We start from the raw sequence: 12,696 nt of genomic DNA, 5'->3' as shown, positions 1-12,696 counted from the left end.
TGTTCCGAACGGGTTGTTGAAACCACGTTTTGGAAGACGCATGTGGAGCGGCATTTGGCCGCCTTCAAAGCCTTTGATTGCTACACCGGAACGGGATTTCTGACCTTTTTGGCCACGCCCGGCGGTTTTGCCTTTGCCCGAGCCGATGCCCCGACCGACGCGCATGCGTGATTTGCGCGCGCCGTCATTATCTCTAAGTTCGTTTAATTTCATGTCTTGTACTCGCTTTCGCTTTTATTCGCACGGAAGTGTCGGGTGTTACCCTTCAACAACCTCCACCAGATGGTGTACTTTTTTGATCATGCCGCGGACTTCAGCTGTATCTTCCAGCTCGGACACGCGGTGCATCTTGTTAAGACCCAGACCGATCAACGTTTTACGCTGAACTTCTGGACGACGGATCGGCGAACCAATCTGCTTGATTTTAACTTTAGCCATCTAAATTACTCCGTAACTGCCGCGGCATCTGCTGCCACTTCAGCAGCCGAACCGCCAGCACGTGCAAGCAGGTCAGTGACTTTCTTGCCGCGTCGCTGGGACACGGATTTCGGGCTCGACTGATCTGCCAGTGCGGCAAAAGTTGCGCGGATCATGTTATAAGGATTGGCTGTACCGTTAGACTTGGTCACAACGTCGGAGACGCCGAGACTTTCGAAAACAGCACGCATTGGGCCACCAGCAATAATACCGGTACCGGCAGGTGCCGAACGGACAGTCACGTTACCGGCGCCAAATTTGCCAGTGCCGTCATGGTGCAGGGTACGACCTTCACGAAGCGGGACACGAACCATGCCTTTTTTCGCTGCTGCGGTTGCCTTGGTAATGGCTTCAGGCACTTCGCGCGCCTTGCCCTTACCGAAGCCAGCCCGGCCTTTGCCGTCGCCAACCACGACCAATGCTGCGAAACCGAAGCGCTTACCGCCCTTAACAGTCTTCGAAACACGGTTGATGTGGACCAATTTCTCGATCAGCTCTTCACCGCCGTCATTATTGCCACGGCCACCACGGTTATTATTGCGTCCGCCACCGCGATTGTCGCGACCGCCACCACGGTTATCACGGTTGCCACCGCCGCCGCCACGGTTTCCGCCGCGTGCTGGACGATCGGGAGCGCCACCGGTTTTCGCTTCAGCTGCTACTGCAGCTGCTGGCTGATTGCCTTCACCGGTCGTGCCTGGCTTTGCAGCGCCGTCTGGTGTTGTGTTCTCTTCGGCCATATTAAAACTCCAATCCGCCTTCACGTGCTGCGTCGGCCAGAGCCTTCACACGTCCGTGAAACAGGAACCCGCCACGGTCAAAAATTACTTCTTTAACGCCAGCCTTTTTGGCTGCTTCGGCAACGCGCTTGCCAACATCGGCGGCAGCATTGCTATCCGCGCCGGTCTTGACTGATGACGCTTTGTCGATGGTCGAAGCGGAAGCCAGTGTTTTGCCCTCGGCATCGTCGATAACCTGAGCATAGATATGCCGGCTCGTGCGATGCACGGACAAACGAGGCTTTGAGAGCCCGCGCTTCCGCAATTTGCTGCGAACGCGTTGCTGGCGCCGTTTGAACTGAGAAATATTCGCCATGGCTTATTTCTTCTTCCCTTCTTTGCGGAAAATATATTCGCCGCGATATTTAATACCCTTGCCTTTATACGGCTCAGGCTTGCGCCAGCGCCGTATTTCAGCAGCGACCTGGCCAACTTGCTGTTTGTCCATGCCGGAAATTTCGATTGTCGTCTGGTCAGGCGTCTTGATGTCGATACCGTCTGGGATCGCAAAGTTGACGTCATGACTGTAACCGAGTTGCAGGTTGAGGTTCTTACCCTGTGCTGCTGCACGATAACCAACGCCATTGATTTCCAGAACTTTGGTGAACCCGGCGGTTACGCCATCGACCAAGTTCTGAACCAAGGTGCGCTGCATGCCCCAGAAGGCACGTGCGGTTTTCGACTTGTTTGCTGGCATAACCCGCAAACCGCCGTCGCCCAGTTCATAGGTCAGGTCTTCAGACATCGGGGTCGTAAGTTCGCCCTTGGGTCCTTTGATCTTGACCAGACCATCTTCCATCACAGCGGTGACGCCGTCCGGAATAGCTACTGATTTTTTGCCAATACGGGACATGATTAGAATACCTCAGCCAGTACTTCGCCGCCGACCTTTGCATGACGCGCTTCTGCGTCAGACAAAACACCTTTGGGCGTCGATACGATTGTTATGCCGAGGCCGTTGCGTACCCGTGGCAGATCTTCCGATCCGCGATAGACACGACGGCCAGGCTTTGAAACGCGAGCCACGTGGCGGATAGCCGGCTCGCCTTCAAAATATTTCAGTTCGATCCGCAGACCGGGGTGCTTGTTGACCTCTTCTTCGCTGTAGCCGCGAATATAACCTTCGCGTTGCAACACTTCGAGGACGGCACCGCGCAGTTTGGACGCAGGCGTTACTACGCTGTCCTTGCGTGCCTGTTGTCCGTTACGGATACGGGTGAGCATGTCACCCAAGGGATCGGTAAAAGCCATATTATCTCTCCCTTACCAGCTTGATTTCGTTACGCCGGGAATCAGACCTTTGTTGGCCATGTCTCTCAGCTCGATGCGGCACAGGCGGAACTTGCGGTAATAACCGCGCGGCCGTCCTGTGGTTTCACAGCGGTTGCGCACGCGGGTTGGATTCGCATTGCGCGGTATTTCCGCCATCTTGAGGCGTGCCATCAGACGTTCCGTCTCATCAAGAGACTGGTCTGCTGCCATAGCCTTCAATTTCGCATAACGGCCGGCGTATTTTTTCACCATCCGTTTGCGTTTTTCGTTTCTGTTAATGGAACTCAGTTTCGCCATGACTTAAGTTCTCGTCCTTCCGTATTATGAAGCGCGCTCACGCGGCTTCTTTTTCTTCCGATTGTTCCTCTTTAGGGAACGGGAAACCAAATAATGCCAGAAGCGCACGCGCCTCGTCGTCAGTTTTTGCTGTTGTCGTCACGATCACGTCCATGCCGCGTACAACGTCGATGTTGTCATAGGCGATTTCCGGGAAAATGATCTGCTCTTTCAGACCCATGGCGAAATTACCACGGCCGTCAAAGCTTTTCGGATTCAAACCGCGGAAATCTCGGATCCGCGGCATTGCTACCGTGACCAGACGATCAATAAATTCATACATCCGTTCCCGGCGCAGATTTACTTTGCAACCAATCGGCATGCCTTCACGCAACTTGAACGTTGCGATCGAGTTTTTCGCCTTGGTTATCACTGGCTTCTGACCAGCGATCAATTCCATTTCCTTGGCAGCAGTCGCGACTTTTTTCTTGTCCTGACTGCCTTCGCCCACACCCATGTTAATCGTGATCATCGAGATCCGAGGAACTTCCATGTGGTTGGAATAGTTAAACTTTTCCTGCATCGCTTTGACGATTTCCGCGTCATATTTTGTGCGCATGCGCGGGATATATTTTTTATCAGCCATCGACCTTCTCCCCGGACTTTACAGCGAAACGCTGCATCTTTCCGTCTTCTGTCTTTTCAAATCGGACCCGCGTTGGCTTGCCGTCTTTAGGGTCAGCCAGAGCCACTTTGCTGATGTGCATCGCTGCTTCGCGCCGCTCCAGGCCACCCTGAGGGTTTGCTTGGGTCGGCTTACGGTGACGAATAGCAATATTGATACCCGAAACGATGAGCTTGCCATCCTTCGGCATCACTTTGCTGACTTCACCCGACTTGCCCTTGTCCTTACCGGACAGAACAACAACGGTGTCGCCTTTTTTGATTTTTGCGTTGGCCATGATTAAATTACCTCCGGCGCAAGGCTGATGATTTTCATATGCTTTTTCGCACGCAGTTCACGAACCACGGGGCCAAAAATACGGGTGCCAATTGGCTCCTGGTTGTTGTTCACCAGAACCGCTGCATTGCTGTCAAAGCGAATGACCGATCCGTCCTTGCGACGAATGTCTTTCTTGGTACGCACGATCACAGCGCGGTGAACGTCGCCCTTTTTGACCTTACCGCGTGGAGCAGCTTCCTTGATCGACACAACAATGATGTCGCCAACGCCGGCAAAGCGACGCTTCGAGCCGCCCAGCACCTTGATGCACTGCACGCGTTTGGCTCCGCTATTGTCAGCGACCTCCAGGTTCGATTGCATCTGGATCATGGATCCAATTCCTTCTTCATAAACCCGGCTAACCGGGCGTTTCCTACGTCGTCATCCCGGTAGCTACCGGGATATTCTAATTTTATTCGTCAGCGGTCTTTTCTTCGGCAACTGGTTCAGCTTGTGGCTTCACTGGCGCCTTGACCTTTTCGTCTTTCGGATCGCTTGCGGTAATCTCGCTAACGGTCGGTGTTGCGACACCGGCTGCTGCGCCGACCCGCTCCAGAACTTTCCAGGTCTTCAACTTGGAAATCGGACGCGTTTCTTCGATACGCACGGTTTCACCCATGCTGATCTCGTTGTTTTCATCATGCGCATGATATTTTTTCGAGCGCCGGATAATTTTACCGTAAAGCGGGTGCTTCACCTTGCGTTCGACATTGACGACAACAGTCTTGTCGCCCTTGTCTGACACAACCGTGCCGGTGAGAATACGTTTTGGCATATCGGTTCCTTACGCCTTAGATTCTGCGGTCGCCGCGTTTACACGCTCGGCCTGCAAAGTTTTGATCCGGGCGATTGTGCGACGCACTTCCCGCGTCCGGCTTGGTTTCTCGAGCTGGTTGGTCGCAGCCTGGAAACGCAGGTTAAATGCCTCGCGCTTCAGTTCGCCCAGTTCCGCCCCGAGTTCATCGTCGGTTTTGGTCCGCAAATCTTCTGTTTTAATGCTCATCTACCTTAACCTTCCAGATGTGACGTATCGCCGAGGCGGGCCACAACCTTTGTCTTGATCGGGAGCTTCATCGCTGCCCGCTCGAAAGCGACCGCTGCTATCGGTCCGGGAACTCCGTCCAGTTCGAACAAAATCCGACCTGGTTTAACCCGAGCAGCCCAATATTCTACCGAGCCCTTACCCTTACCCTGACGAACTTCGGCAGGTTTTTTGGATACTGGCACGTCAGGGAAAATCCGGATCCACAACCGGCCTTGACGTTTGATGTGACGCGTGATCGCGCGGCGAGCCGCTTCGATCTGACGGGCGGTAATCCGGTCTGGCTCCATGGCTTTGAGGCCATAGCTACCAAAGTTCAGAGTTGCGCCGCCTGGCGCTTTACCTTTAATCCGACCTTTGAAGGCCTTGCGGAATTTATGTTTCTTGGGTTGCAGCATGATGCTCTACCTATTCCTCAAAAATCAACGTTGATGCTGCGGACGGACGCCGGAAGTCTGTGCTTCCACATTCAACCGATCCTGGGCCATTGGATCGTGACCCAATATTTCGCCTTTGAAAATCCAGACCTTGATACCGATGATGCCGTAAGCGGTCAGCGCTTCATACTCGGCATAGTCGATATTGGCGCGCAGCGTATGGAGCGGCACGCGGCCTTCGCGATACCATTCAACCCGCGCGATTTCCGCGCCGCCCAAACGACCACCACAAACAATTTTAATACCTTCGGCACCAAGGCGCAATGCAGATTGCACTGCACGCTTCATGGCGCGCCGGAAAGCTACACGGCGGATCAGCTGATCGCCAATGCCCTGTGCTACCAGTTTCGCATCAACTTCCGGCTTGCGAATTTCGACGATGTTCAACGAAACATCGCTCGAAGTCATTTCGCTCAGCTTGCGACGCAGCTTTTCAATATCCGCGCCTTTTTTCCCGATGATCACACCAGGACGGGCAGCATAGATAGAAACGCGGCAATTCTTGGCCGGACGTTCGATGACGACCTTTGAAATCGCTGCCTGTGGCAGCTCTTTAAAGATAAATTTGCGCATCTTGATGTCTTCCATCAAGAGATCGCCGTAATTGGAACCTTCCGCATACCAGCGACTATCCCAGGTCCGGTTGATCTGCAGGCGAAGCCCGATAGGATTACTCTTTTGACCCATGGTTACGCCTCTTCCTCTTCATGCTCGCGCACGACAATGCGAACGCGGCTAAATGGCTTGATAATCTTGGCTGAACGACCACGAGCACGCGCTTTCCAACGCTTCATCGTGATTGACTTGCCGACGCTCGCTTCGTGAACGATCAAAGCATCGACATCCAGATTGTGATTATTCTCGGCATTGGCGATAGCCGAAGCCAGAACCTTGCTGACGTCTTTCGCCATCGCCTTCTTGGAGAAGGAAAGGATGTTCAGCGCGTCGCCAGCCTTGTGGCCACGGATCAGTTGAGCAACCAAGTTCAGCTTCTGGGCAGAACCACGAATGGAATTGCCTACAGCCAAAGCTTCATTGTCGCCAACGCGGCGGGGTGATGATGCCTTACCCATTATTTCTTGCCTTTTTTGTCAGCGCCGTGACCGTAATAGCTGCGCGTTGGCGCAAACTCGCCGAGCTTGTGACCGACCATGTCTTCATTCACCGAAACCGGGATGAATTTCATGCCGTTGTAAACGCTGAAGGTCAGGCCGACGAAGTCAGGCAATACGGTGGAACGACGCGACCAGGTCTTGATCGGTGTACGAACACTGTTTTCCTGCGCAGTCTGCGCTTTTTTCAGCAAGTGGAGGTCAACAAATGGACCTTTTTTGATGGAACGAGCCATGCTTACCTCTTCTTCTTCGCGTGACGCGACCGGATGATCATCTTGTCAGTCGATTTGTTGCTGCGGGTACGAGCACCCTTGGTTGGCTTGCCCCATGGCGTCACTGGATGACGACCACCGGAAGTCCGGCCTTCACCACCACCATGCGGGTGATCGACTGGGTTCTTTGCAACACCGCGGGTAAGAGGACGACGTCCCTTCCAGCGGGTGCGGCCTGCCTTGCCGAAATTCTGGTTCGAATTGTCCGGGTTGGAAACCGCGCCAACGGTCGCCATGCAATCGGAGCGCAGGTAACGTTGCTCGCCGCTCTTGAGGCGAACAATGATCATGCCGCGATCACGACCGACAATCTGGACATAAGCACCGGCTGAACGAGCGATCTGGCCGCCCTTGCCTGGCTTCATTTCGACATTGTGAACGATCGTACCGACCGGCATCTGCGACAACAGCATCGCGTTGCCTGGCTTTACGTCGGTCTTGTGACCGGCAATCACGCTGTCGCCAACGTCGAGACGCTGCGGTGCAATTATATAGGCCAATTCGCCATCTTCATATTTCAACAGCGCGATAAAGGCAGTGCGGTTGGGATCATATTCGATCCGCTCGACCGTAGCCGCCATATCCCACTTGCGCCGCTTGAAATCGATCAGACGATAACGTTGCTTGTGACCGCCAGCGATGCCGCGCGAGGTAACATGGCCTTTGTTATTCCGGCCACCCGTCTTGTTCTTGCCTTCGACAAGCTTCTTGACAGGCTTGCCTTTCCAGAGGCCGCTCTTGTCGACCAGGATAAGACCACGCCGGGCGGGGCTTGTCGGTTTATAGGATTTTAATGCCATGTGCCCTTAAACTCCCGTGGTGATGTCAATGGTCTGGCCTTCGGCCAAGGTGACAACAGCCTTCTTGATGTCATTGCGTGTGTAAGGGCGACCCTTCCACTTTTTGGTCTTGCCCTTCTGCACCAGCGTGTTGACGTTTTTGACTTTGACATCAAACAACGCCTCGATGGCGGCCTTGATCTGCGGCTTGGTTGCAGTGTTCGCTACTTTGAACACCACAGCGTTATGTTCGCTGAGCAAGGTCGATTTTTCGGTGATATGCGGGCCGACAATTACGTCATAATGACGAATATCGACTGCTTCTTTTTTAGCCATTGAAGCGCGCCTCCAGCTTTTCTACCGCTGCGCGCGTCAGCACCAGGGTTTCATGGTTCAAAATGTCATAAACATTGGCACCAGCTGCTGGCATCACATTAACGCGCGGAATGTTGTTCGAAGCCTTCGAGAAAGCCTCATTCACATTATCACCGTCCATGATCAGAGCTGATTTGCCGAAACCGAGCTTTGCGATCTGGGCCAGAAGCGCCTGTGTTTTGGCTTCCTTCAGATCGATATTTTCAAGCACGATCAAGTTTTCGTTCTTCAGCTTGTCGCTCAGCGCCATTTTCAGACCCAAAGCGCGAACTTTCTTGTTCAGCGACGGGTTGAAGTCACGCTTGCGAGCACCGTGGGCTTTACCACCACCGATGAAGATAGGAGCACGACGATCGCCATGACGAGCAGTACCGCCGCCTTTTTGATTGCCGAATTTCTTACCGGTGCGGGCAACGTCTGAACGTTCGCGGGTCGGACGGGCCGTTCCGCGAGCTTTTTCACGCTGCCAGTTGACGACACGGTGAAGAATATCTGCGCGCGCTTCGATACCGAACACGTCATCGTTCAATTCGATGTCGCCCTTGGCCTTTGCGTCGAGGGTTATCACTTTCAATTTCATGGCTTAGCCCTCCTTCCCTGCATCATCTGCAGCATCAGATTTCTCTGCAACTTCACCAGCTGGCTTCGCCGCCGCTTCCGCTACTTCTGCATGGGTTGGACCAACCGGCGTTTCGATCACTGCATCCGCTTCGATCATGCCTGCAGGCGCTTCTTCTGTTGCCGTTTCATCCGCATTGCGGCGCATAGCACCCGGGAATGGAACGCCTTCAGGAAGTGCAACTTTCACTGCATCCTTAACCAGAAGCCAACCACCCTTGGAACCCGGAACGCTGCCGCGTACAAAGAGCAAACCGCGAGCGGCGTCTGTACGGACGATTTCCAGATTTTGCTGAGTACGATTTCTCGCACCCATGTGACCGGCCATTTTCTTGCCCTTGAACACCTTGCCTGGATCCTGGTTTTGACCAGTAGAACCGTGGGCACGGTGAGAGATGGAAACACCATGAGTTGCACGCATACCACCGAAGCCCCAACGCTTCATGGCACCGGCAAAACCCTTACCTTGTGTCACACCTTGAATATCAACCATTTGACCAGCAACATAGTGGTCAGCGGTGATGGTTGCACCAACGGGGAGCAAGCCTTCTTCGCTCTCAACCCGGAATTCGGCAACACGAGCCTTTGGCTCAACTTCTGCCTTGGCAAAAGCTTCACGCTGCGGCTTATTAACATTTTTCGCTTTACGGGCACCGGCACCAAGCTGGACAGCAAAATAACCATCACGTTCTTGATTGCGGGCTCCAACAACCTGACATTCTTCCAAGGAAAGAACGGTAACCGGCACATGCCGACCATCTTCTTGAAACAAGCGGGTCATCCCCATTTTCTTCGCGATCACGCCTGTACGCACGATCAATCTCCTTCACAGAGGCCGAACGAACCATTTCGTCCGGCTTGCCAGCCCAAATTGTCATGCGTCACCCCGTCCGGGCTGTATTGTTCCGAAACTCTCGGAACGAGACGGAGGACGCTGCCCGGTTAAAACCGGCGGTATCCTGTCGTTCGTCTGGATCCCCGCCTGGGCGGGCACCGCTAATCAATTGGCTCAGGCCAGTTTGATCTCGACATTTACACCGGCAGCGAGGTCGAGCTTCATCAAAGCATCGACCGTCTGCGGCGTTGGCTGCACGATATCGAGCAACCTTTTATAGGTCCGTACCTCGAACTGCTCGCGGGACTTTTTGTCCACGTGCGGCCCGCGGTTCACGGTAAATTTTTCTATGTGCGTTGGCAAAGGTATCGGTCCACGGATGAGCGCGCCAGTGCGACGTGCAGTATCAGCGATATCGCCGGTTGCTTGATCTAGAACTCGATGGTCGAATGCCTTCAAGCGGATGCGGATATTCTGCGTTTCCATGTACCTGTTACCAATGTCAAAGAGCCAAAAATAAACCGCCCCGATTTTCTAACGAAAAAGGCCGGAGCGGCGAAAAAACTAGCTGCCCGAATCACCGATCCGGGCAGCGAGGCGTTCCTATATTACTTTGTTACGTTGCTGACAACCCCTGATCCAACGGTACGCCCACCTTCGCGAATAGCGAAGCGAAGACCTGGATCCATAGCGATTGGAGCAATCAGTTTCACGCCGATGGTGACGTTATCACCAGGCATAACCATTTCAGTGCCTTCAGGAAGGATCACTTCGCCGGTTACGTCGGTCGTGCGGAAGTAGAACTGCGGACGGTAGTTGGCGAAGAAAGGCGTATGACGACCACCTTCGTCTTTCGACAGCACGTAAACTTCAGCCGAGAACTCGGTGTGTGGCGTAATCGAACCTGGCTTGCAGAGAACCTGGCCACGTTCAACCGAATCACGGTCAACGCCACGGATCAAAGCACCAATGTTGTCGCCAGCCTGACCGGAGTCGAGCAGCTTGCGGAACATTTCAACGCCGGTAACGGTGGTCTTCGTGGTATCCTTGATACCAACGATTTCGCACTCGTCGCCAACATTCACAATGCCGGTTTCAACACGGCCGGTAACAACCGTACCGCGACCGGAAATCGAGAACACGTCTTCGATGGGCATCAGGAAAGCCTGGTCGACTGGACGTTCTGGCTGTGGAATGGCTTCGTCGACAGCTTTCATCAGTTCAAGAATCTTGTTCTTGCCGATTTCGTCGTCGCGGCCTTCGAGAGCAGCCAGCGCAGAACCGGAGATCACAGGAATGGCATCGCCATCAAAATCATAATAGGAAAGCAGTTCGCGGATTTCCATTTCAACCAGCTCAAGAAGCTCGTCATCATCGACTTGGTCGACTTTGTTCATGAAAACAACGAGAGCAGGAACGCCAACCTGACGAGCGAGCAGGATGTGCTCACGGGTCTGTGGCATTGGGCCGTCTGCAGCGTTAACCACAAGAATAGCACCATCCATCTGAGCAGCACCGGTAATCATGTTTTTCACATAATCGGCGTGTCCTGGGCAATCGACGTGCGCATAGTGACGGGCTTCGGTTTCATATTCAACGTGGGCCGTCGAAATGGTGATGCCGCGCTCACGCTCTTCAGGAGCTTTATCGATATTTGCGAAGTCAACGGCTACACCGCCGGTGGATTCAGCAAGTACTTTGGTGATCGCCGCGGTCAACGTCGTTTTACCATGGTCAACATGACCGATGGTTCCGATGTTGCAGTGCGGCTTGTTCCGCTCAAACTTCTCTTTAGCCATTTTATTTTACCTCTGATTTTCTATCGTCTTGATAGTCTGCGCCGCGCTTTGGCGAGACTCTCTAATTCTGTCAACACCCTTTTGCCGGTCTGACGGTTTTCCCGTCAGGCCAACGCAAAAGGAAAGCGCGTTACCTCGAAAAGGAGTGGCGGTTAAGCCATTTTCTCCTTGATCTCTTCAGCCACGTTGTTCGGCACTTCCTCGTAATGAGAGAATTGCATCGAATATTGTGCACGTCCCTGACTGAAGGAACGCAACTCATTCACATAACCGAACATGTTGGCCAGCGGCACCATGGCGTCCACAGCCTGGGCGATACCGCGTGTGTCTGTACCCTGGATTTGTCCGCGGCGAGAGTTAAGATCGCCGATCACATCACCAAGATAGTCTTCCGGAGTGATCACTTCAACTTTCATGATCGGTTCAAGCAGCTTGATACCGGATTTCTGAGCCGCTTCGCGCATCGCTGCACGACCGGCAATTTCAAACGCCAGCGCCGAACTATCAACGTCATGATAAGCGCCGTCATAGACACGAATGTCGAAATCGATAATCGGGAAGCCGATCAGCGAACCGGTTTCAGCTGTTTCACGCATACCTTTTTCGACCGACGGGATATATTCTTTCGGAATATTACCGCCCTTGACTTCATCGCTGAAGGTAATGCCTGATCCACGCTCGCCCGGAGTGACTTCGAACTTGATACGCGCAAACTGACCGGAACCACCGGACTGCTTCTTATGCGTGTAATCAATATCGACAGCCTTGCCGATGGACTCGCGATAAGCAACCTGAGGCGCGCCGACATTGGCTTCGACCTTGAATTCTCGCTTCATCCGGTCAACCAGAATGTCGAGATGAAGCTCGCCCATGCCCTTGATGATCGTCTGACCCGATTCGTGGTCGGTCGTCACCCGGAAGCTTGGATCTTCAGCAGCGAGGCGATTCAATGCAACGCCCATCTTTTCCTGGTCAGCTTTGGTCTTCGGTTCAACGCTGAGCTCGATAACCGGTTCAGGGAATTCCATACGCTCGAGAATGATCGGCTTCTCGGAGTCGCAAAGCGTATCGCCAGTCGTGGTGGTTTTCATACCCGCCAGAGCAACGATGTCGCCAGCGAACGCCTCGTCAATGTCCTTACGGTCATTGGAGTGCATTTCGAGAATACGGCCGACTTTTTCTTTCTTGTCCTTGACCGAGTTCAATACCGTGCCCTTTTCCAGCTTGCCGGAATAGATACGGCAGAAGGTCAAGGTACCCACGAACGGATCGTTCATGACCTTGAAGGCAAGCGCGGAGAATGGCGCGTCATCGGACGATGCACGGCTGTCTTCGGTTTCGCCATCAAGCAACACGCCCTTAATGGCAGGAACGTCGAGCGGGCTCGGCATATAATCGACAATGGCGTCGAGCAAAGGCTGGACACCCTTGTTCTTGAATGCGGAACCGCAAAGTACAGGTACAAAGCTCTGGTTCAGCGTGCCCTTGCGGATCAGCTGGCGCAGCGTCTTCTCGTCCGGCTCAGTGCCTTCCAGATAGGCTTCCATGACGGCTTCGTCCTGCTCGACAGCGAGCTCGACGAGTTCGGCGCGCATCTCTTCGGCCTTCGCCTTGAGG

Annotated in this window: 22 protein-coding genes and 1 pseudogene; all 23 read right to left on the bottom strand. The window is 53.7% G+C overall.

Annotation, left to right across the window (positions count from 1 at the left end; genetic code table 11):
- On the bottom strand, positions 1-213 hold a 213-nt coding region (gene rplO, locus V7680_RS10415), incomplete at its 3' end, for a 50S ribosomal protein L15 (RefSeq protein WP_335653208.1).
- 45 nt (positions 214-258) lie between these two features.
- The gene (gene rpmD / locus V7680_RS10410) at positions 259-438 is read right to left on the bottom strand and encodes a 50S ribosomal protein L30 (RefSeq protein ID WP_335653207.1); all 180 of its coding nucleotides are present in this window, start codon (positions 436-438) and stop codon (positions 259-261) included.
- 5 nt (positions 439-443) lie between these two features.
- Positions 444-1,217 carry a 30S ribosomal protein S5 gene (rpsE, locus tag V7680_RS10405; protein ID WP_335653206.1) on the bottom strand — a complete coding sequence of 258 codons (774 nt, stop codon included), beginning with the start codon at positions 1,215-1,217 and terminating at the stop codon, positions 444-446.
- Between the two features lies 1 nt (position 1,218).
- Complete coding sequence (gene rplR, locus V7680_RS10400) at positions 1,219-1,572, bottom strand: 50S ribosomal protein L18 (RefSeq protein ID WP_335653205.1); 354 nt, start codon at positions 1,570-1,572, stop codon at positions 1,219-1,221.
- Positions 1,573-1,575: 3 nt separating this feature from the next.
- The gene (gene rplF, locus V7680_RS10395) at positions 1,576-2,109 is read right to left on the bottom strand and encodes a 50S ribosomal protein L6 (RefSeq protein ID WP_335653204.1); all 534 of its coding nucleotides are present in this window, start codon (positions 2,107-2,109) and stop codon (positions 1,576-1,578) included.
- Between the two features lie 2 nt (positions 2,110-2,111).
- The gene (rpsH, locus tag V7680_RS10390; protein WP_335653203.1) at positions 2,112-2,507 is read right to left on the bottom strand and encodes a 30S ribosomal protein S8; all 396 of its coding nucleotides are present in this window, start codon (positions 2,505-2,507) and stop codon (positions 2,112-2,114) included.
- Between the two features lie 12 nt (positions 2,508-2,519).
- Positions 2,520-2,825 carry a 30S ribosomal protein S14 gene (gene rpsN, locus V7680_RS10385; RefSeq protein ID WP_176280104.1) on the bottom strand — a complete coding sequence of 102 codons (306 nt, stop codon included), beginning with the start codon at positions 2,823-2,825 and terminating at the stop codon, positions 2,520-2,522.
- Positions 2,826-2,862: 37 nt separating this feature from the next.
- Positions 2,863-3,450: a 50S ribosomal protein L5 gene (gene rplE, locus V7680_RS10380; protein ID WP_335653202.1), complete on the bottom strand. Its 588-nt coding sequence runs from the start codon at positions 3,448-3,450 to the stop codon at positions 2,863-2,865.
- Positions 3,443-3,766 carry a 50S ribosomal protein L24 gene (gene rplX / locus V7680_RS10375; RefSeq protein ID WP_335653201.1) on the bottom strand — a complete coding sequence of 108 codons (324 nt, stop codon included), beginning with the start codon at positions 3,764-3,766 and terminating at the stop codon, positions 3,443-3,445. The genes rplE and rplX overlap by 8 nt, the downstream gene beginning before the upstream one ends.
- 2 nt (positions 3,767-3,768) lie before the next feature.
- Positions 3,769-4,137 carry a 50S ribosomal protein L14 gene (gene rplN / locus V7680_RS10370; protein ID WP_067198338.1) on the bottom strand — a complete coding sequence of 123 codons (369 nt, stop codon included), beginning with the start codon at positions 4,135-4,137 and terminating at the stop codon, positions 3,769-3,771.
- 193 nt (positions 4,138-4,330) lie between these two features.
- Positions 4,331-4,582 (bottom strand): annotated as a pseudogene (rpsQ, locus tag V7680_RS10365) (30S ribosomal protein S17); the annotation flags it as partial.
- Positions 4,583-4,591: 9 nt separating this feature from the next.
- Positions 4,592-4,810 (bottom strand): 50S ribosomal protein L29, encoded by a 219-nt coding sequence (gene rpmC / locus V7680_RS10360; RefSeq protein WP_335653200.1) that lies wholly within the window; start codon positions 4,808-4,810, stop codon positions 4,592-4,594.
- Positions 4,811-4,815: 5 nt separating this feature from the next.
- On the bottom strand, positions 4,816-5,247 hold the full coding sequence (gene rplP, locus V7680_RS10355; protein WP_176280101.1) for a 50S ribosomal protein L16: 432 nt from the start codon (positions 5,245-5,247) through the stop codon (positions 4,816-4,818).
- A gap of 24 nt (positions 5,248-5,271) precedes the next feature.
- Positions 5,272-5,973 carry a 30S ribosomal protein S3 gene (gene rpsC / locus V7680_RS10350; RefSeq protein ID WP_335653199.1) on the bottom strand — a complete coding sequence of 234 codons (702 nt, stop codon included), beginning with the start codon at positions 5,971-5,973 and terminating at the stop codon, positions 5,272-5,274.
- 2 nt (positions 5,974-5,975) lie between these two features.
- Positions 5,976-6,359, bottom strand: a complete 384-nt coding sequence (gene rplV / locus V7680_RS10345) for a 50S ribosomal protein L22 (RefSeq protein ID WP_176280099.1) — start codon at positions 6,357-6,359, stop codon at positions 5,976-5,978.
- Positions 6,359-6,634 (bottom strand): 30S ribosomal protein S19, encoded by a 276-nt coding sequence (rpsS, locus tag V7680_RS10340; RefSeq protein ID WP_335653198.1) that lies wholly within the window; start codon positions 6,632-6,634, stop codon positions 6,359-6,361. The genes rplV and rpsS overlap by 1 nt, the downstream gene beginning before the upstream one ends.
- Positions 6,635-6,636: 2 nt before the next feature.
- Entirely contained in the window at positions 6,637-7,473 is an 837-nt protein-coding gene (gene rplB / locus V7680_RS10335; protein WP_176280097.1) for a 50S ribosomal protein L2, read from the bottom strand.
- Positions 7,474-7,479: 6 nt separating this feature from the next.
- A complete protein-coding gene (locus V7680_RS10330) occupies positions 7,480-7,788 on the bottom strand; it encodes a 50S ribosomal protein L23 (protein ID WP_067198324.1) in 309 nt (102 codons plus the stop codon).
- Positions 7,781-8,407, bottom strand: a complete 627-nt coding sequence (gene rplD / locus V7680_RS10325) for a 50S ribosomal protein L4 (RefSeq protein ID WP_335653197.1) — start codon at positions 8,405-8,407, stop codon at positions 7,781-7,783. The genes V7680_RS10330 and rplD overlap by 8 nt, the downstream gene beginning before the upstream one ends.
- Before the next feature lie 3 nt (positions 8,408-8,410).
- A complete protein-coding gene (gene rplC / locus V7680_RS10320) occupies positions 8,411-9,259 on the bottom strand; it encodes a 50S ribosomal protein L3 (protein WP_335653196.1) in 849 nt (282 codons plus the stop codon).
- A 195-nt stretch (positions 9,260-9,454) separates the two neighbouring features.
- Positions 9,455-9,766, bottom strand: coding sequence for a 30S ribosomal protein S10 (rpsJ, locus tag V7680_RS10315; RefSeq protein ID WP_066744965.1), 312 nt, complete (start codon positions 9,764-9,766; stop codon positions 9,455-9,457).
- Positions 9,767-9,888: 122 nt separating this feature from the next.
- A complete protein-coding gene (gene tuf / locus V7680_RS10310) occupies positions 9,889-11,079 on the bottom strand; it encodes an elongation factor Tu (RefSeq protein ID WP_335653195.1) in 1,191 nt (396 codons plus the stop codon).
- Positions 11,080-11,231: 152 nt separating this feature from the next.
- Positions 11,232-12,696, bottom strand: a 1,465-nt coding sequence (gene fusA, locus V7680_RS10305) for an elongation factor G (protein WP_335653194.1), incomplete at its 5' end; no start/stop codon positions are given.

The sequence above is a fragment of the Parasphingorhabdus sp. genome (assembly GCF_036963705.1).
In the GTDB taxonomy this organism is placed as follows: Bacteria; Pseudomonadota; Alphaproteobacteria; order Sphingomonadales; family Sphingomonadaceae; genus Parasphingorhabdus.
Note: the sequence above shows the minus strand (reverse complement) of the source record. Positions and strands in the feature narration are given on the sequence as shown.